At 40.0% G+C, this 18,989-nt stretch carries 15 protein-coding genes; 10 read left to right on the plus strand and 5 right to left on the minus strand.

The window, feature by feature from the left end:
* Positions 1-309 precede the first annotated feature (309 nt).
* A complete protein-coding gene (locus tag AAFF35_RS12955; RefSeq protein WP_342332935.1) occupies positions 310-840 on the plus strand; it encodes a UpxY family transcription antiterminator in 531 nt (176 codons plus the stop codon).
* A gap of 385 nt (positions 841-1,225) precedes the next feature.
* Here AAFF35_RS12955 and AAFF35_RS12960 read toward each other — a convergent pair whose 3' ends face one another.
* On the minus strand, positions 1,226-2,128 hold the full coding sequence (locus tag AAFF35_RS12960) for an AraC family transcriptional regulator (protein WP_342332936.1): 903 nt from the start codon (positions 2,126-2,128) through the stop codon (positions 1,226-1,228).
* A gap of 368 nt (positions 2,129-2,496) precedes the next feature.
* Between AAFF35_RS12960 and AAFF35_RS12965 the strand changes: the two genes are divergently transcribed.
* Genes AAFF35_RS12965 through AAFF35_RS12975 form a run of 3 tightly spaced genes read left to right on the plus strand, consistent with a single transcriptional unit; the run spans position 2,497 to position 8,652 of the window.
* The gene (locus AAFF35_RS12965) at positions 2,497-5,565 is read left to right on the plus strand and encodes a TonB-dependent receptor (protein WP_342332937.1); all 3,069 of its coding nucleotides are present in this window, start codon (positions 2,497-2,499) and stop codon (positions 5,563-5,565) included.
* Positions 5,566-5,576: 11 nt separating this feature from the next.
* The gene (locus AAFF35_RS12970; protein ID WP_342332938.1) at positions 5,577-7,235 is read left to right on the plus strand and encodes a RagB/SusD family nutrient uptake outer membrane protein; all 1,659 of its coding nucleotides are present in this window, start codon (positions 5,577-5,579) and stop codon (positions 7,233-7,235) included.
* 19 nt (positions 7,236-7,254) lie between these two features.
* Positions 7,255-8,652, plus strand: coding sequence for an alpha-L-fucosidase (locus AAFF35_RS12975; protein ID WP_342332939.1), 1,398 nt, complete (start codon positions 7,255-7,257; stop codon positions 8,650-8,652).
* 81 nt (positions 8,653-8,733) lie between these two features.
* Here the strand turns inward: AAFF35_RS12975 and AAFF35_RS12980 are convergent, their stop codons facing one another.
* Positions 8,734-9,693, minus strand: coding sequence for a hypothetical protein (locus AAFF35_RS12980; RefSeq protein WP_342332940.1), 960 nt, complete (start codon positions 9,691-9,693; stop codon positions 8,734-8,736).
* Positions 9,694-10,055: 362 nt separating this feature from the next.
* Here AAFF35_RS12980 and AAFF35_RS12985 point away from each other — a divergent pair, with 362 nt between their 5' ends.
* From AAFF35_RS12985 to AAFF35_RS13000, 4 genes are all read left to right on the plus strand, one after another.
* Positions 10,056-10,211, plus strand: a complete 156-nt coding sequence (locus AAFF35_RS12985; RefSeq protein ID WP_342332941.1) for a hypothetical protein — start codon at positions 10,056-10,058, stop codon at positions 10,209-10,211.
* Between the two features lie 113 nt (positions 10,212-10,324).
* Positions 10,325-11,995, plus strand: a complete 1,671-nt coding sequence (locus AAFF35_RS12990; protein WP_342332942.1) for a tetratricopeptide repeat protein — start codon at positions 10,325-10,327, stop codon at positions 11,993-11,995.
* Between the two features lie 12 nt (positions 11,996-12,007).
* Positions 12,008-12,673, plus strand: coding sequence for a response regulator (locus AAFF35_RS12995; RefSeq protein WP_342332943.1), 666 nt, complete (start codon positions 12,008-12,010; stop codon positions 12,671-12,673).
* A gap of 264 nt (positions 12,674-12,937) precedes the next feature.
* Positions 12,938-13,231 carry a hypothetical protein gene (locus tag AAFF35_RS13000; protein ID WP_342332944.1) on the plus strand — a complete coding sequence of 98 codons (294 nt, stop codon included), beginning with the start codon at positions 12,938-12,940 and terminating at the stop codon, positions 13,229-13,231.
* Positions 13,232-13,267: 36 nt separating this feature from the next.
* Here AAFF35_RS13000 and AAFF35_RS13005 read toward each other — a convergent pair whose 3' ends face one another.
* Both AAFF35_RS13005 and AAFF35_RS13010 read right to left on the minus strand, forming a co-directional pair.
* Positions 13,268-14,176 carry a haloalkane dehalogenase gene (locus tag AAFF35_RS13005; protein WP_342332945.1) on the minus strand — a complete coding sequence of 303 codons (909 nt, stop codon included), beginning with the start codon at positions 14,174-14,176 and terminating at the stop codon, positions 13,268-13,270.
* 83 nt (positions 14,177-14,259) lie between these two features.
* Positions 14,260-15,021 (minus strand): helix-turn-helix domain-containing protein, encoded by a 762-nt coding sequence (locus AAFF35_RS13010; RefSeq protein WP_342332946.1) that lies wholly within the window; start codon positions 15,019-15,021, stop codon positions 14,260-14,262.
* A gap of 313 nt (positions 15,022-15,334) precedes the next feature.
* Here AAFF35_RS13010 and AAFF35_RS13015 point away from each other — a divergent pair, with 313 nt between their 5' ends.
* Both AAFF35_RS13015 and AAFF35_RS13020 read left to right on the plus strand, forming a co-directional pair.
* The gene (locus AAFF35_RS13015) at positions 15,335-16,213 is read left to right on the plus strand and encodes a helix-turn-helix transcriptional regulator (RefSeq protein ID WP_342332947.1); all 879 of its coding nucleotides are present in this window, start codon (positions 15,335-15,337) and stop codon (positions 16,211-16,213) included.
* 69 nt (positions 16,214-16,282) lie between these two features.
* Positions 16,283-17,341: a hypothetical protein gene (locus AAFF35_RS13020; RefSeq protein WP_342332948.1), complete on the plus strand. Its 1,059-nt coding sequence runs from the start codon at positions 16,283-16,285 to the stop codon at positions 17,339-17,341.
* Here the strand turns inward: AAFF35_RS13020 and AAFF35_RS13025 are convergent.
* Positions 17,338-18,888: a S8 family serine peptidase gene (locus AAFF35_RS13025; protein WP_342332949.1), complete on the minus strand. Its 1,551-nt coding sequence runs from the start codon at positions 18,886-18,888 to the stop codon at positions 17,338-17,340. The genes AAFF35_RS13020 and AAFF35_RS13025 overlap by 4 nt on opposite strands.
* Between the last annotated feature and the right edge of the window lie 101 nt (positions 18,889-18,989).

The raw sequence follows: 18,989 nt of genomic DNA on the forward strand, positions 1-18,989 counted from the left end.
CAAAAAAACTAAACCGTTATAGTATCAAATAAACACAGCACTTGTGTGTCTACAAGGAGCTTTAGAAAAGATGTAGCCAAAAACGTAAAAACATTTGCAAAACGAATTAAAAGGATTGGGCATTAGCGTCTGACCCTGATAATGAGCGCCTATTTATTTATAGGTGGGAGCGAGCCCGCGTATGAATAGGTGCTGCATAGCCAGGAAAATAGGGTTGAGCCTAGAGCTCGAAGATGAAATTTTACAACTCTTGACCGTATTTTATTAAAAAATAGAAACCGTTGACCATTCAAGATCAATTATTTAAAGATGAAAACAAGAAGCTTATTAAACTCCAACTCAGAACAGAATTCCAATTGGTATATTGTGTACACTTATCCGAATTATGAGAAAAAAACATATTTAGCTTTATTAAAAATTAATATTCCAACATTTCTACCTGTCCAAAATGTGCAGAGGCAGTGGAGTGATAGAAAAAAAACAATTGCAGTCCCTTTGTTTCCTAATTATCTGTTTTTGAAAATACCTCAAAAAGAAATGTTTAAGGTATTAGAGATTTATGGGATAAAGAAGTTTATTTCCAGCCTTGGAAAACCCGTGACCGTTCCTGACAGCGAAATCAATAGTATAAAAAAAATGCTGGAATGCCCGAGTGTTAATTCGGAACATGCACTAAAAAATGGAGATAAGGTCATGATTACCGACGGACCATTTAAAGATATGAAAGGTGTTTTATTTGGAACAAAAGGGAAGGAAAGATTAGGTATTAAAATTGATTCTCTAAATCAAACTATATCAATAGATATTTCAAAATCATCAATTCAACTTGTAGGAGTTTAATTCAAGATCTTAATTATCCTGGTGCTAAAAAAGCCATCTTCAACATTGAAGCAGCAGTATATTACAGAGTCTCAATAAAAATTTAAAGCTTATTTCAACAATGAGATTTCTAAAATAATACCTATGGTCAATATGAAAATTACAAATATGAAGAAAATACGTTTGGATTGTTTGTAAATCTTTAGGAGAGAACATAACTGTAAAATTATACAGCGGGTGGCTATGGGATATATATAAAGCTAGATTGCCTGCAGTTTTATAACGAGTCTTTAAGATATTGAAATGCATTTGATCAGTGGCCGGAGTGTGTGAAAGAGGAAATACTGCATGTCTCTGAAGTGATAAAATTAACTTCAACTCAGTAGATCAAAAGATAAACTATTTTTTATTTGTTGTTATACCTGTTCTTGTTTTTATACTCTGTAGGTGATTTGCCCATTACCTTATGAAATACACGTGAAAAATAATACGCATTGGAATATCCAACCGATGCCGCTATTTCATTTATCTTTAAATCTGATAGCGCAAGTAATTGACAGGCACGCTGCATCTTTAACTGAATAAAATATTCCATCAGCGACTGTCCTGTTCTCGTTTTGAATAGATTTTGAAAATGAGAAGGGGAATAGGAAAATTCAGAGGCGAGCTGTTGAATGCTCAACTGCGCGGCGATATTATTTTTCATATATTCAATCACCCTATCAGATAAATCCTGACCAGAAGCTTGTGTGAGTTCAATGTTTTTTTGAGGATATAAGAAGTTCGCGATAAAATAATACAAGCTCAGGTTGGCATAGGTTAAGTTTTCCTGGCTGTAACCTTTCTTCAGGCAATTATAGATGTCCTCCCAAAGTTTTATTCTATGTTCATCAAAAGCAATGGTTCGCGGATTGATCAGATTTTGAATGGTGAAGGATTCATTCAGACTTGATAACATATTGCCGGTAAAATGAACCCAATAAATGGTCCATGGATCGATCGCATCAGAAAAGTAACACAGTGGCTTATCTGTTGCCGGGATAATAAAAAATTGATTGGCTGAAACTTCGTATTTTATGTCGTCAATCCTGAACCATCCTTTTCCTTGTGTACAATATATAAGGATATTGTCTGTGCAACCTTTAGGCCTGTTGCGGTAATGACCAGTAGCTTTTGGGAAATAGCCTATATGGCTGATGTATAGCGAATTTAGAAAAAAATCATCTTTTTTACGGGCCAAAAGGGATGGAGGAAGGCTAATGATTTTCTCTCCACTGAAGCCGTCCCTCTTTTTTTTGTTCGTTTTCATCTGTATAAGTTCTGAGCTAAAATTATAGGTTTTTACAGATGATTGTCTAGCAAATAACTTTATTTCGTCATTTATTTTACACTTTTAGCATTTATTTGCAATAGAATAATGCATGAAATTAGTTGGATCCTGTATCTTTTATTTGGAATATTTAGCCAAATGGATATTGCTGCCCGTGTCATGGGCCTGAAACAGCATTTTGGCTTATTTAAAAAACACAAAAATCTTCCTGATCATAAGCTGTAGAATAATCCAGTAAAACCCCTGCATAATTCATTGCGAACGAATGGTCGAGTCGCTAGGTTTAATTTCTGAAAACCGATGTAATTTTTTACAAAGGTTTCACTAACCAAAAAACTTGACCAATTATGAAGAAATTTTATCATGCTTTCAGGCACCTGTGGGTGCTAAAGTTATTGTTTGTATGTTGTGCGCTATTTTCTTTCGGAGCGGCTTCTGCACAAAATACCATATCTGGCCGTATCACCTCAGCAACCGACCATTCTCCAATACCAGGAATCAGTGTGTTGGTAAAAGGCACATCTACGGGGGCTATCAGTAATAAAGACGGGGAATATTCCATTAAGGCAACGGGGGATGCCGTATTGATTTTTAGTTCTGTTGCCTATGAACAAAAAGAAGTTCCGGTAAACCATCAGCAAAAAATTAATGTCGAACTGCAGGAAAGTTCAAAGGGATTGGGCGAAGTGGTGGTTGTCGGCTATGGTACTCAAAAGCGGGTAAATGTGACTGGGTCCATTTCTACGGTATCGGGTAAAGAATTGTCGCAGACTCCGGTTGCAAATTTGACGAATGCCCTGGCGGGAAGATTATCCGGAGTGATCGGAACGAACGGAAATGGAAGACCAGGAAAAGGTTCTACTCTGGAAATCAGGGGCGCAAGCACATTAAACAACAATTCACCTCTGGTAGTGGTAGATGGTATTGCACAGAATGACTTTGCAGATGTAAACCCTAATGATATCGAGAGTATTTCCATATTAAAGGATGCTTCCTCTGCCGCGATTTACGGTGTCAGGGCTGCCAATGGCGTGTTTTTAATTACCACAAAACGTGGTGCACTGGGACAGCCTTCCATTGCTTATGCAGGGAGTTTTGGTCTGCAGCGACCAACGCAGTATCCGGAATTGATGTCGGCATTTGATTATGCTACGATTAAAAATCTGGTCTTAAAAAATAGTGGGGTGCCTGCAAATGATCCCTCGCTTTATACCGCGGAGCAGCTTAACAATTTTAAGCAGGGGATAGGTACGGTAGATTGGTATAAGGAAACGTTTAAAAAGAATAGCCCGCAAACACAACATAACTTATCCATAAATGGTGGAACAGATGCGATCCGGTATTTTGCGTCTTTAGGATATGTAGACCAGGATGGGATGTATGATAAAATTAATTTTAAGCGCTATAATTTTAGAACCAATGTAGACGCCAGGATCAGTAAAACACTAAATGTTGGGCTTAACCTGGAAGGGAGTGAGCGATTCGATAATACTGCGGGTTACGATGCTAATACGATTTTTAACGAGGTCATTCAAACTGCTAAAATATTTCCGGGAGCTTATTGGCCGGATGGTAAACCGGTGAATACTGCTGGCGCACATCCTGTTGAAATGATCCGCTCGAGTGGCTACAGTGCTTATCAGAATAACTTTTTCACAGGAACTTTCTTTTTTAATCAGAAGTTGTCTTTTTTAGAGGGATTATCCCTGAAAGGAACTTATTCCATTACCAAGAGATACAATTATGTGAAGTGGTTCCAAACACCTTATGCTTCCTATGATGAAGATGGACAGGGAAATGTGACCAATAAAAAGGTAAATGGTGGAAATACATCTCTTGATGAATACTATACCCAAGGTCAGGCGAGTACGACGAACCTTTCCTTAGGCTATGCGAAAAATTTCGATAAACATGACGTTAGCGCGCTGATTCTGGCGGAACAGTTTTCTGACGAAGGAAATACGTTTAATGCACATAAGGAGGATTTTTCTACCAATCTGAAGGATCAGCTTTATGCCAGCGGTCCGCTAAACCAGAGTTCTACAGGGAATGGCATCTTAAATGATTTTAGAAGAAGTTTGATGGGAAGGGTAAATTATGCTTACTCGGGCAGGTATTTATTTGAAGCATCTTTTCGATATGACGGATCGTACAGATTCCTAAAAGGCAAGCGTTTTGGATTGTTTCCGGCTGCTTCAATAGGATGGCGTATTTCTGATGAACCTTTCTTTAAAAATTCAGCAGCGCTTAAGTTTATTGATAACTTAAAATTACGGGCTTCAAAAGGGGTGATTGGGAATGATAGGGTAGATGCCTTTCAATTTCAGGATGCATATTCCATCAATGCCAATAGCGGGCCCATTATTGGCGGAGTTGCACAGCCTCTTGTTAACTATGGTGTAGATCCAAATCCAAACATTACCTGGGAACGCCAGGAAAATAATAACATTGGTTTTGAATCTTCTTTCTTTAATTCAAAGCTGGGACTGGAAGTAGATTATTTCTTCCGTACCACCAAAGATATTTTATGGAGCAGAACACGGTCAATACCTGAAACATTTGGCAGAGGTCTGCCTTCAGACAACTATGCCATGGTAAAAAGCAATGGAATTGAACTTACGCTTAATCACCAGCATCATCTAGGTACCCTGGAATATAATATACGGCTGATAGGAAGTTTTGCCAGAAATAAGGTGACTCGTATAGATGATCCGGCGAATGCACTTGCGTATCAAAAACAGCTTGGCCGTCCGCTTGGATATGTTTCCGGCTTTCAGGCACTGGGTATTTTTCAAAGTCAGGAAGAGGCAGATAACTGGTACGGAGGCTATGAATTTGGCCAGAAAGCGATTGCCGGCGACATTAAATATGAAGACGTGGACAAGGATGGTGTAATTACAAATAATGATCAAAAAGTGTTGACCAATAACAGCACCAAACCTGCAGTTACCTTCGGTTTTCAGGGTGGGTTAAAATGGAAGGGCTTTGACGCAAACTTTTTGATTCAGGGGGCTGCGAAACGTACGCTACTCCTGACAGGATATGCCAGACAGGCTTTCAGAAGTGGCGGGGCAACCGGAACTTTTCAGTACATGACCGATTCCTGGTCGCCGGATAACAAAGATGCCAAATATCCGATCGCAGCGCTTTCCACCAGATCTATTAACGACAGGACCTCTGATGTCTGGATAAGAGACGCAGCTTATGCCCGTTTAAAGTCCGTAAGCCTGGGTTACACCTTTAAAAACACCTTCCTGAATAAGTATAATATTAAAAATTTGAGGGTATATGTTTCTGGTTATAACCTTTTAACCTGGAGCCAGATTAAAGAATTTGACCCTGAAGCGGAAACCGGTAGTGGCAGTTATTATCCTCAGCAGAAGGAAGTGAACATGGGTGTTAATTTTTCATTTTAATAAAGTAGATCATGAAATTAAATCATATAAAGTATAAATATATCTTTCTTTGTTTGCTCCTGTTGGGACTTACATCATGTAAAAAAGATTTTTTAAATCAGAAAAATCCATTGGCCATATCCGATGAGGAAGTCTGGACTGATCCGGCACTGATCGCCATGTATGTGAACAGTATATACAATGATGTGCCGGGATGGGATATGGGGCAATTATTTAGCAGCATTTCCGATGAATCTATGGTGACCTATTCTACCGATGCCAGTCATACCGTGCTTAGAGGAGACTGGAGTGCGGTAAGCAATCCGATGGGATATTGGCCATACGCTTCCATCAGGAAATGCAACGAGTTCTTTGCCCGTATTGACGCTGCCCCTGTAGACAATGCAACGAAGACGATAATGAAAGGTGAGGTTCGTTTTTTACGCGCATTTCTATATTATAACCTGACCATCAGATATGGAGGTGTACCTATTATTCTCAGGCCTCAAAAAATCACAGATGATTTACAGGTGAGCCGCAATACCCTGGATGAATCCTTTAACTTTATCATTACCCAAATGGATAGTGCTGCTAATGAATTGCCAAAAGACGCTCTTCGTGGCAAAGCGACTAAAGGCGCAGCAATGGCGATGAAAGGAAGGACTTTAACTTTTTATGCCAGTCCGTTGTATAATGAAGCCCATGACAATGCGCGCTGGAAGGCTGCCGCTGATGCAAACCTGGCGGTGATGAACCTGGGGAAATATACGTTGAATCCGGACTTAAAGCGCATCTGGTTAGATGGAACCGAAGGAAACAAAGAACCAATTTTTGAAGTCTGCTATGCGATTCCTCAAAAACATCATTATTTAGATGCCATTGTTAAACCTTTAATCGTGGCCAATAATACTGCCGGAATGCGGAACCCTTACCAGGAATTGGTCAATGCTTATCCTATGAAAAATGGCAAACTCATTTCTGAAAGTGGATCCGGATATGATCTTAATGATCCATATGTAGGCAGGGACGACAGGTTTTATAATGATATTGCCTATAATGGCGCAAAAATTAAAGGGACGGCCAGTGGGCCGCCGGTACGTGAAATTACTTTACAGATCTATAAGGGTGGCAGGGATTATGATGAGATTCCAGGCTATCAGATCTATAATACTTATACCGGATATTATTCAACAAAAATGATAAATCAGGAAAATGCGGTGTATCGAGCTGGTTTTGGAAGTACACAGCCCTGGTTGGAAATCCGGTATGCAGAGGTCTTGCTGAACTATGCGGAGGCTCAAAATGAATATTTAGGCAGTCCTGATGCAAGCGTGTATGAGGCATTAAACAAAATAAGGAGAAGGGCTGGGATTATTAATGATATTCCTGCAGGCAGTTTGAATAAGGAATCAATGAGGGCCGCAATTGCAAATGAACGTTATGTAGAACTGAGTTATGAATGTAAACGTTATTGGGATTTGAGACGCTGGAAGACTGCTGATAAAGTCCTGAACGGAGTTAAGTTTACAGGAGTGGTAACCACCAAAAAACCGGATGGATCCTTTACTTACGAGTATAAGCCCGCAGTTACCCAATTTGGGATATTTTTACCAAAAATGTATTTTATGCCGCTGCCGCAAAGTGAAATTACCAAGAATAAAAAATTAGTACAGAACCCAGGTTGGGAGTAAATCCATAATAATTATATATATGCAAAAGAAGTTATTTTATCTGCTATCTGCCCTTGCGTTAGTTGTGTTTAGCACCCAGGCGCAAACATCAGGCAGAGCTAAGCCACTTTCTCAATTACAGCAACAGTTTGTTGACCTGCGGTTTGGTATGTTCATTCATTTTGGTATCGGAACTTATACAAATGCCGACTGGCCAGATCCGGAAGCTCCAGGAGTCATTTTTAATCCTACAAAATTAGATTGTAAACAATGGGCAAAAGCAGCAAAATCTGCGAATATGAGTTACGGTTGCTTAACCACCAAACATCACAATGGCTTTTGTTTATGGGATACAAAAACTACGGATTATAGTGTAATGAATGGCCCTTTGAAAAGAGATGTGGTGAAGGAATATGTGGAAGCTTTCAGGGCAGAGGGTTTAAAAGTGATGTTGTATTATTCGATACTGGATATTCATCATAAGCTTCGCCCTAACGCGATTAAGCCCAAACATATTGAAATGGTGAAGCAACAAATTACAGAGTTGCTAACGAAATATGGTCCGGTAGAAGCGCTGATTATCGATGGTTGGGATGCGCCATGGTCACGCATTAGTTATGATGATATTCCTTTTGAGGACGTGTATAAACTGGTAAAGAAACTACAGCCGAACTGTCTGATCATGGACCTTAACGGTGCTAAATATCCTGCTGAGGGGCTATATTATACGGATATCAAAACCTATGAGATGGGGGCCGGACAATATGTGTCCAAAGAAACGAATCAGATGCCAGCCCTGGCCTGTTTGCCGTTAAACAGCTCCTGGTTTTGGAAAACAGACTTCCCAATGGTGCCAGTGCGTGATGTGAAGAATCTGGTTAATGAAACCCTGATGCCACTAAACAATGCCAGTTGTAATTTTATACTGAATGCGGCACCAAACCGCGAGGGTTTGTTTGATGATAATACCATTGAAGCACTGAAAGAAATAGGCCGTCTATGGAAAAACCAGGGCCCTGTGGCAAAACTGAAAGAGACGGGACCTCCTTTAATTGCCCATAATCTCGCGAAATTTGGCTTGGCAAATTCAAGTTGGAGTGAGGATGCTTCGATCATGGATTATGGCAACGACGACAATTTTCGCTCGGCCTGGCAGTCAAACTCAATGGCAAAAGAATTTTGGTATGCCGTCGATCTGAAAAGTAATCAGCAATTTAATGCGGTGGTTATTTTTGAGGCTAAGCCAAATATTAGGAAATACAAATTGGAATACCACGATGGCAATGGCTGGAAGACGATATTTGAAGGCGAGAACTACAAACGCTTAAAAATGCACCGTTTTAAGCCCTTAAAAGGGGACAAGGTAAAGATCACAATTCAAACGTCCGATACTCCACCATCGATAGGCGAGTTCCAGGTTTATAATGAACCGGTATAATCAATAGAGAACGTTAATTTAATAGCCCGTATCCGTAACTGGTGCGGGTTATTCATCAAATGAAACATTATATAAAAAAGACTATGGCAGCGGTTTATTCAGGACGTACTTTTCATACATATACTCGGTCATGGGTAATAATCTTTTACGGTTGTCTGCTGGGTTTTCACCACTGGTAGTATAAAACTCCACTTTATTGTTCAGCTTTGAATAGTGAACTTTTCCTATGTCATCCCGGCTTATAGTAGCCCAATTTGTGATTCTTTTTAAGTGTTCCAAACTGTATTTATTTAAAGGAACAATGATTTCACCTTCTACCTCCTGATCGCAGGCTACCGATTCATAATGATCATTATCCCAATACATACATCTATACTTGCTGATATCGTAGAAAATATAAGAGCCAGCCAATGTGATGAATGCAGCCAGAAATGCAAAAATGGTTTTGTTGAATTTACGTGGAATGCCAAATTTGCTATCGTTGACTTTCCCTATATCGTATAATGGCGTTGTAGTGGGCTTCTGAAATTTTTCTTCTATAATTTCCGGCTCAATTGGTTTATCGATGGTTTCTGTTTCGTTTGGTTCCCGGGTTTCTGTTTCTTCCCGATGATCATTAGCTATTTCCCGCACCGAATCTTTCTTCGCAGTTGGTGAATCCCATTCTGATTTCACCAGATCATAAATATCACCAGGCTTATAAGGCCTCGGTTCAAAATCTATAAACCAGGCTAAGAGTTCGATGCTGATATTTTTAGGTGCCTTAATTTCTCCTTTTAGAAAGTTGTACAAAGGTTTGAATTTATCAGCACCCACTGCTTTAATTCTCTTTGCATATTCTTCTGCACTATCTCTTTCACCGAATAACGACTTAAAGGTTTCGCTATCCTTGTCGGAGTACCGGTTGTGAAAAACATTCAGGCATTCCGCTTTCAGATTTGCCGTCGTATAACTCTCCAACTTAGGGGGTAATGTTCCTTCTTTTTTTTTCTTTTCATAAGCAAGAATCACCTCCTGTTTATAATCTTCAAACCTTTTCAAATCATTTAAGCGCTAATGGTTAGACGGAATTTTCGGAATCTCTAAGGAATTTCCGGAATTCTAATGGAATCATCGGAATTTTCGGAATCCGCTGATAAACAACGATTTATAACCTCATATGTTTGTGTCAGAAATCAGTTCAGACTTTGATTCGCTATCAGAGTTTAAATGTACAAAACAGATTTCAAAAAGAGACAAAGACGCGGGAGTTACTAACCGGTTTGGGAAGCAGTTATTGGTTCCCGCGTTTGAAGCTCAGACTTCCCAAAAATTTCAGAAGGCCTTCTGATTTACAACCGTAGCAGCCCCCGCGTATGGAACGCGGGGAACTACAAAGTATTTCATTCTTAAATTTTTGAGTTATGTTTTTTCAGTTATTAATTGCCATGATATTGGGATTGACTTCCCCTTCAAACACCACCAATGCGACACAAAATAGTGCTACAACAATGGATGATACTAAGGGCGATCCCATTACAGGAGGTGATACCGGACAAAATCCACCACCAAAAAAATAACAGTAACGCAGTAGGGTGGGAAACCACCCTACTTTTTTTAGCAATTGATAAATAAAAGCAGAGTTTTGATGTAAACTCTTGTTTTTTTCTTTATTTTGGATAAAATTAAGCGCTTGAAACCTCTCTGTCTCCTCTCATTTCTTCTGATGTTTTTTTATTCCTGTACTGATCGGATCAGGGAAGAAAAACCAAAAGATAATCTATACTACGACCTGGCATTTGAATTTCGGGACAATAAAAAAATACCTGATAGTGCCTTTTTTTATTTTAATAAGGCTAAAGAAGTGTTTTTTCAGCAAAATGATAGCCTGGGTGTGGGAAGGTGTTTAGTGAACATGGGAATTATTTCAACAAACAGGGGTGATTATTTTGGGGCACAGGAAATTTCATTGAACGCAATTTCCCATTTTGACAAAAAGAAAGAAGATCAATCCTACTACATTCATTCCAACTATAACAATCTTGGAATAGCAACCCATAATCTGGGAAATTATAAGGACGCATTAAAGTTTTATGACGCAGCAATCGAATCTTGCAAAGATTCCGTGGACATCCGTCTTTACCTGAATAATAAAGGTAAAACTTATCAGATGATTCCCGATTATAAAGAAGCACTGAAAATATACCATCAGATTTTAAAGGGAGTTAGTAAAAATAAGAAGGAATACGCCAGGGCATTAACTAATATTTCGCTGACCAAATGGCTGCAGGATTCTACCTACAATGCTGCTCCGGATTTTTTAAAAGCATTACATATTCGTGAAGAAGAAAATGACTTTTGGGGGCAAAATTCCAGCTATTCACACCTTTCCGATTTTTATGCTAAAAAACAAGTCGACTCTGCATTGATTTATGCGCATAAGATGTACGCTGCAGCAACAAAAATAAATAGTGCTGATGATAAATTGGCTGCAATTCGGAAATTGATTAAACTTAGTCCACCTAAAGTCGCGAAAGCGTATTTTCAAACCTATCAAAATCTAAATGATAGCTTGCAGATTGCTCGTAATTTAGCCAAAAATCAGTTTGCACTGATTCGGTATGAAACGGAGAAGCACAAAACAGATTTTTTAAATGCCCAGGCTGAAAACATTCAGAAAAGGAACAATATACTCGTGCAGAATTTTATCCTGGTCATCCTGGCATTAGGCCTGGTATCGGGATATTTGTGGTATAGAAGAAGAAAGAAGATGCTATTGCAGGAAAAGGAGCTGGAAGTCAAGAAAACAGAACTTAAGTACGTGAAAAAAATTCATGATCGGGTGGCAAATAAAGTCTATCATGTGATGTCTGAAGTAGAAAACAGCCCGGAAATGGACAGAGACATTTTACTGGACAAACTGGAAATCCTTTATAATATCTCAAGAGACATCTCTTACGAAAGTAAAGAGCTGGATACGGCAAAGGATTATGCCGGACAACTTTCGGAAATGTTGCAATCCTATTCATCTGAATTTACTGAAGTTTTGATTGTCGGAAATGAGGAAGAGCTATGGGAATGTATAGACAATGCCGGAAAGGCGGAACTTTTTTATATCCTGCAAGAGTTGATGACAAACATGAGTAAGCACAGTAAAGCAGAAACTGTGATCTTAAAGTTTCAACGGAATGACCTTGATATAAATATCTTATACTCGGATGATGGCATTGGGATGAAAGATGTTCAGAAGAAAAATGGTTTGACAAATACGGAAAACCGTATTAAAAGTATTCGGGGTACCATTACTTTTGATCATACACTCAAAAAAGGACTTGGAATTAATCTTTCCTTCCCTTTTTCCTAAAAGATATAGATAATGTTCAAAAAAGTACTCATAGCGGAAGACCACGAACACACTAACATTTCTGTGCGTAAAACTTTGAAAGATCTTGGAATCACTCAGACGGAGTTTAGATATTATTGCGACGATGCACTAAAACTAATAGAAGTAGCCGTTAATCAGGAACAGCCTTTCGATTTATTGATTACCGATCTTTCTTTTGAAGAAGACAAAAATATCCAGGTCATCAATGATGGTCGGGCACTGATTAAAGCAGCAAGACATTTGCAGCCCGATTTAAAAGTAATCGTTTTCTCTCTTGAAAATAACGTCACAGTGGTTGATGAACTGTTTGATGGTTTGGACATTGATGCTTATGTGCGTAAAGCCAGATATGATGCAGATGACCTTAAACGAGCTATAGATGCGGTTTCTAACCATAAAAAATATCGCTCTGCAGATTTGATGAGAAATAAAAGAATAGAGAAATCCTATGATTTTAAAGCTTTTGATATTGAGATTATCACCCTATTGTGTAATGGAACACCTCAAAAAAATATTCCATCTTACCTGCAGGAAAACAATATTAAACCATCTGGTTTAAGTAGTGTGGAAAAGCGGCTCTCTTTTATAAAGACGGCATTGAGTATTTCCAGTAATGAGCAACTGGTTGCTTATTGTAAAGACAAGAAGATTATTTAATAAGGATTAGATTTACGGATATATGAATACAATTCTATTCTTGGGAAGCATTTTTCTCTATACCATCACGTCCATCCCGACTAAAGAGGTATATATTTGCAATAACAAAAAAGCGGACAAGTATCATTATTCATCAACTTGCAGAGGTCTAAGTAATTGCCAGTATAAAGTTTCAAAAACAACACTTGTCCTGGCAGAAAAGAAAGGAATGACACTATGCTCCTGGGAGAACAAGACAAGAAAAAAGAAGGTAAAATAGAGGAAATGCGGTCAGCTTACGGACTCGATAAAGAAGGCAGCCTGTTAACCATACTGGATGATTTTAAGGAGGAAGATGAAATCAGAACGTATTGCTGGATGGTACTCAGAACCTATTCCGATCTGAAAAAAGAAGATTGGATGATAGGGATAGAAGGAGGAGATTACATCTATAGTTTTGTAGGTAATTATGTCTTTATTACTGATGATATCTGGAGCTTTGATGTGGTTGCGAAACCCGAGGTATTGGAATTGCTGGCAGATAAGATGAGGATTCTTAGGAACGAAAAAGGTAAGTAAAGGCAAGATCAAATGATGATCTTGCCTTTACTTCAATTATAGATTAATACCCTGTAGCCAGGTGACCAAAGCCATACCAACCTCTGTCGGCGAGTCCTCTTGCGGATAATGCAGGCCCTTTACCACTATTTTCGTGGTATTAGGCAGACTGTTGCAAAACTGTTTTGCATCAGCTGAACTCATTCCCGGATCGGCTTCAATGTACAGCTTTGGTATCCTGGTTTTCTTTAGCCATGCGGTATACCTGCTGGCCACAGCAGTAAATGCGCTGGGTTCTCCGTAGAAGGGGAGTTGACGTGCCCAGGAGAGCATAGGTCGGCGTGATTCTCCCGGTACTAGAAAAGGCCTTCGGTATTCGTCATGTTCCTCTTTCGTCAAGGGGATAAGATGCGATAAAGGAATGTTGACTTCAAGAAATGAATTTTGCTCAAGTACCATTTTTTCGCCTGCAGGCGAGCGTAACGCCTGAAAGATCTCTCTACCTTTTGGAGGCATTTGTTCCCACTTATAGGGAACCGTAATAGATTCCATAAACGCAATCCCTTTAACGGCTTCAGGATGTCTGCTTGCCCAATCGAATGCCAATGCCGAGCCCCAGTCGTGCACTACAAATGTTATTCTCTTTTTTATCCCAAGCTTTTCGTAAAAAGCATCCAGATATCGACTATTTTCGGCAAAGGTATGTGATCTCGAATCTAAAATTTTTTCCGAATCACCCATTCCGATTAAATCAGGAGCGATGCAGCGGCCTAAGTGCGATACGTAAGGGATGATGTTTCTCCAAAGAAAGGATGAGCTCGGATTTCCATGTAGAAATACGATAGGATCGCCAGTTCCGGTTTCTATATAAGCGATGTCCTTTCCTAATACGTTAACATGTTTTTTTTCGGCTGCCTGCGACAGGAGGGAGCTGGTAATTGCGATAATTAAAGGTAAGTGTTTCATGTGCTGATAAATTAATAAGACAAAATTATGCGGCACGCGGGACCGAAAATTGTACAAAATCAAGTTTTATCGGCTTTCTAAACTCACCACTTCGGTACGCCTTTTTTAAAGAACTGACCAGGGCTTTCGCCTGTAAATATCTTGAAATCCCTGTTGAAATGGGCCTGATCAAAGAAACCTGTTTCCATAGAAACTGCGGTAAGGTTTTGATGCGGCTGGTAAGTGCGGATGACGGATTGGATCCTGACGATGGAGGAGAAGTGTTTAGGAGAAATGCCTGCCTGCGCACGGAAGCGCTTTTCAAAAGAATCGATATTGATGTTCAGCGCAGCAGCAAGATCTTTTATTTTGTAATTGCCCTTACTGGATTTGATCATATCTAAAGCCTTACTGATGATGGGGTCTTTATCGTTTGTTTTGAGTTGTGTGATCAGGAAGTTTTCGACCATGACGATCCTCTGGGCATGGGTTTGCGCCCTATCCAGGTTTTCTTCAAGTCGTTGAACCTGTTCGGGAGGAAATACGTTGTCGAGATTTGCAGTTAGACCCGAGAACTCATTTAAAGGCATGTTAATGAATGCTGCGGCGCCACCCTCCTTGAAAAGCACGAGTAATACAGCCGATCCAGCTGTATAATGCACTGGTCGCGCCACTCTGCTTATGCCTGTAATGCCAAAGCCCAGATTCGTATCGTTGAGATGTATTGCGCCTTTAAAACGCAATGCCATAACGGGTGCAGTACCAGGCAGGAGCTGGCGGGTTAAATCCTCTTCACTTTCTGTAACCAGGAAGCGGTTTACAAAAGGCTTAAGTACATCGGACGGAAGAAATTGATGGACTTTCATTTCAACGGCTTTATGTCATCAAATATAACCGCTTTTTTGTTTGTCTGTGTTGATTTTATCAGATGTCTTGCCATCAGATACGATAAAATTGGAGTTTAAGCATTACTTTTACGATAAAATGAATTAAGATTTTATTACTTTATAAAGTTGAACAATTCACAATGCTTCATTATACCAAAAATCAATGATGAAATGGAACGAAGTTTCAATGATATGATTAGCAATGATAAGCTGTTCCATCAATTACAACTGGACTTTGAAGTGTAAAAGTCAACAAACACCTCTTTGATTTGCTAAAGGGGTTAAGGTATAAATGAAAAAAGAAAAAGCACAAACGACGAAGATCAAAACCTATCATTTTCTACCCAATAAATATGGGAGGGAGTTGTTGCTGGATATTGGTCGGGTGGAGATGTTAAATCATTATGTGCTTGATCCCACCTTACATCAGCTTAGTTTTTATGAAATTCTATTTATAGAGCAAGGTAAAGGTGTTTTTTCATTGGACGATCACAAAATGGCAATCAGTCCAGGTACCATTATTTTTACTAGTCCCGGACAAGTGCGGCATTGGGATATTGAAGAAGCGGTAAAAGGTTATACCTTATTCTTTGAAAAAGAATTTCTCCATTTGTTTTTTTCAGACCATTTGTTTCTATATCGGTTTCAATACTTCCATCAATATGCGCGGCCGGCAGAAATGCAAATGCCGGAAACAGATTTTGCCCGATGTCTGAAACTTGTGCATACCATAGAACAGGAGTTTTCCAGTCTTCAGAACGACAGCAGCCATTTGATAAGGGCTGTTTTGTACCAGTTGCTTGTTGTTCTGAACCGTTATTACGCCAATACCTACCATTTGCAAAGCGACACCTCTATACCTGCGGATTTTTATAGGTTCCGGGCTTTATTGGAAAAGGAGTTTACTGCCCATCACGATGTGCTGAGTTACACAAAAATGCTAAATATCAGTCAGGGAAACCTTAGGAAGCTCTGCAAGCAATATAGCGGACTCTCTGCACAGCAGATGATTCATCAGAAGTTAATCTCGGAAATAAAGAAAGCCTTATTTTATCATAAATCTGCCAAAGAGATCACCTATGAGTTCGGTTTTTCCGATCCCTCCAATTTTAACCGTTTTTTTAAAAAGATGACCGGCAGTACACCACAACAATATAAAGATCAATTGTAATTGACCATTTAAAGTTTAAAATGACCATTTTAAAAGCCGGGTTAAGGCTAGTTTTGAAAAAAAACTAAAATGATCAGGAAATTATTCAGCCTCCTTTTCTTGCTTACGATAGCAATGGTGGCATCAGCACAAGAACTATACGTGAATCCCCGGATTGGCAATGATGTAAATTCAGGAACAAAAGCACAGCCCTTGAAGACCATTGCTGAAGCGGCAAAGCGTGTAAATGTAAATGAACATCCGGGCTCCACTACCATCACGCTGACGGAAGGCATACATCTGTTAACAGAAACCGTTGTATTCAGCAATAATAAGTATACCGCGGAAAGTCGTCTGACCATTTGTGCGGAAGTGATGCCGGACGATCCCGACTGGACACCTCAGAAAATGCCGGTCCTGGTAACCGCTGTACCCCTTAAACCTGGTATAGGTGGGGAAGAGGCGAGAGGGTTGCAACCAGAAGTTGACCATGTAACGATTGAGGGCTTAAGGTTTACAGGGAGTCCGGATTATGCATATATAGACGATCAAAATCTTCGTCGTTCCTATCCGATTTGGCGCGATGGTAAAAAACTGGACGATCTTGTCATCACGCAATGTCTGTTTGCCGGTAACGTTGATGTGCTACCACTGCATGTTGGCGTGATTGCCAATGGCTATGGTCTGGTGATTGACCATTGCGTGTTTTTCAACTGCAAGATTCCAGTGGTTTTCTGGCAAAGCGAGAACGGAAGAGGCAGACGTAACGCCATGCGTTATTGCCTGGTTTATGGGGCATATTTTGGTGGGGTCTGGACAACCAAAAGTACCGATGGAGACTTTTTTGAATTTCATCATAATATTATAGCCAATAGCAGCACGGTCTGGATAAGAGAAAAAGGAAGTACAAATCGATACACCGCTTCTGATTGCCTTTTTACCGATTATACCAACCTGGCAGGATTTGGAAGCGGTCCCTTGAGTGGTAACAATACAACTTCAACCGGTTTTCTGGAAATGAAAAACGTAAGCACCACAGGTACCGTTCAAATTGAAAAAGATCAAAGCAAACGAAATTACCTTCAGTTAGCCGAGGGGTCAATTGGTGCAGACTTAAAAGCAGGACTTTTTAAAAGGAAAGGGCTTTAAAAGCTGGCTTTTATTTTCGCCAGCTCCATTGCTTTTTTCATATCTGCGATACCATAACCAAAAGGCAATTCAGGATTACTGGCCCGATCGGCAGATTTACGGATGATTTCCATTAGATCATGATTGGTCAGCTTGGGATAGGCTTGCCATAAACAGGCGACTAACCCGCACATGATCGGACTGGAATAGGAGGTACCACTTCTATTTTCGGCAGTGCCGGAAGTATTGATTACACTCGTATAACCACCCATGGCCATTACATCTGGTTTGATCCGGCCATCGGCAGTCATTCCCCAGGAGGTGAAACCGCTTGCGCTGCCATTAGGGTTGGTCGAACCTATGGTGAGCACGGCAGGCGAATCAGCAGGAGTGCCTACCCATTTCCGCTCGTTCCCCGCACAGTTCACAATAAAAATTCCTTTTTTGAAGGCCATATTTGCCGCCTTACTGGCCAGAGCGGTTTTACCATCCATATCATTAGCAGTATAGCGTTTGGTGAGATAGGAATAGCCGTCACTATACGATAGAGAGGAGTTCACCAAATCTACTCCTGCACTGTCTGCAAATTCAATGGCGCTTGTCCAGTAGTCTTCTTCGACCGGAAATTCGGTGTTACCATCTTCTGTCCGAAGCAGCCAGTAATTTGCTTCTGGTGCGGTACCTACATAGGTTCCAGGTTTGTTTACGGCCATACATGAGGTTACCCAAACACCATGCGTATCGATACTGTATGGATCGTCGTTTTCATACACAAAAGATTTTGCGCCTTTAATATGTATGTTATCAAAAGCCGGATTGTTTTTTAACTGTAAAAACCCCGCATCAATAACAGCGATATCGATTCCTGCACCTTTAAAGCCCTGCTGATGTAGCACTTCTCCCTTCACCGTACTGATATTTAGTCCGGCCGATCCATAATCAATGGAGGTGCCCGGATCGGTATAATTTCCTGCCTGTGGTCTATCGACATATTTGGAGGTATTTGAATTTTGCTTCCTTTTCCCCACATATACCAATATGACTTCTTTTACGAAAGGTAAAGCTTTGTACTTGTCGATCAGAAACTGATCCTGAAGGGTGACGGTCACCGTATTCAACCACTTACTCTGGGCAACAATGGTACCTCCAATTTCGGTGATCGCCTTAAGGTATTGCCTGGATATAGGCAGGTCAGTCTCATCAATGGGAATATTTCTTTTGAGACGTCTTTCAATGGCTTTTCTTGAAAGAAACGTTTCAGGGCTACCAATTGAAAAATCTGATTTTCCCTTATCGGTTAATACCAGTCTGAATTTATAGTCATTTCCATCAGTTACGATGATCTTACATTTCGCTTCACCTTTCCCATTCAGAAGTTTGGCATAAACGTAGGTAATACCAGCTCCCTTTGGCCATACAATTCCTGCTGTGGTTACTTCGGCAATACGCGGATTATCTACCCGCCATTCTACATCGGCTGAAGTGTTTTCAGGAAAGTTTTCAAGAATGACCGACAATTCCCTGCCAAAAAAGCTGTCATTTGCCAGAATAGTACTGTCCAAACTCATGCGAACGGAAGGAATTGGTGGTTTTGGTATTTCAGTTTTTTTACATGCAGATAGAAAAATAAGGGATGCTAAGCAGCTTATCAGTAAGTGGCAGGTGTATG

Source organism: Pedobacter sp. FW305-3-2-15-E-R2A2 (assembly GCF_038446955.1).
Classification (GTDB): domain Bacteria; phylum Bacteroidota; class Bacteroidia; order Sphingobacteriales; family Sphingobacteriaceae; genus Pedobacter.

Coding starts and splice junctions, on each gene's coding strand:
- AAFF35_RS12955 (WP_342332935.1), top strand. CDS start 310: ATGAAAACAAGAAGCTTATTAAACTCCAACTCAGAACAGAATTCCAAT.
- AAFF35_RS12960 (WP_342332936.1), bottom strand. CDS start 2,128: ATGAAAACGAACAAAAAAAAGAGGGACGGCTTCAGTGGAGAGAAAATC.
- AAFF35_RS12965 (WP_342332937.1), top strand. CDS start 2,497: ATGAAGAAATTTTATCATGCTTTCAGGCACCTGTGGGTGCTAAAGTTA.
- AAFF35_RS12970 (WP_342332938.1), top strand. CDS start 5,577: ATGAAATTAAATCATATAAAGTATAAATATATCTTTCTTTGTTTGCTC.
- AAFF35_RS12975 (WP_342332939.1), top strand. CDS start 7,255: ATGCAAAAGAAGTTATTTTATCTGCTATCTGCCCTTGCGTTAGTTGTG.
- AAFF35_RS12985 (WP_342332941.1), top strand. CDS start 10,056: ATGTTTTTTCAGTTATTAATTGCCATGATATTGGGATTGACTTCCCCT.
- AAFF35_RS12995 (WP_342332943.1), top strand. CDS start 12,008: ATGTTCAAAAAAGTACTCATAGCGGAAGACCACGAACACACTAACATT.
- AAFF35_RS13000 (WP_342332944.1), top strand. CDS start 12,938: ATGCGGTCAGCTTACGGACTCGATAAAGAAGGCAGCCTGTTAACCATA.
- AAFF35_RS13005 (WP_342332945.1), bottom strand. CDS start 14,176: ATGAAACACTTACCTTTAATTATCGCAATTACCAGCTCCCTCCTGTCG.
- AAFF35_RS13010 (WP_342332946.1), bottom strand. CDS start 15,021: ATGAAAGTCCATCAATTTCTTCCGTCCGATGTACTTAAGCCTTTTGTA.
- AAFF35_RS13015 (WP_342332947.1), top strand. CDS start 15,335: ATGAAAAAAGAAAAAGCACAAACGACGAAGATCAAAACCTATCATTTT.
- AAFF35_RS13020 (WP_342332948.1), top strand. CDS start 16,283: ATGATCAGGAAATTATTCAGCCTCCTTTTCTTGCTTACGATAGCAATG.
- AAFF35_RS13025 (WP_342332949.1), bottom strand. CDS start 18,888: ATGAGTTTGGACAGTACTATTCTGGCAAATGACAGCTTTTTTGGCAGG.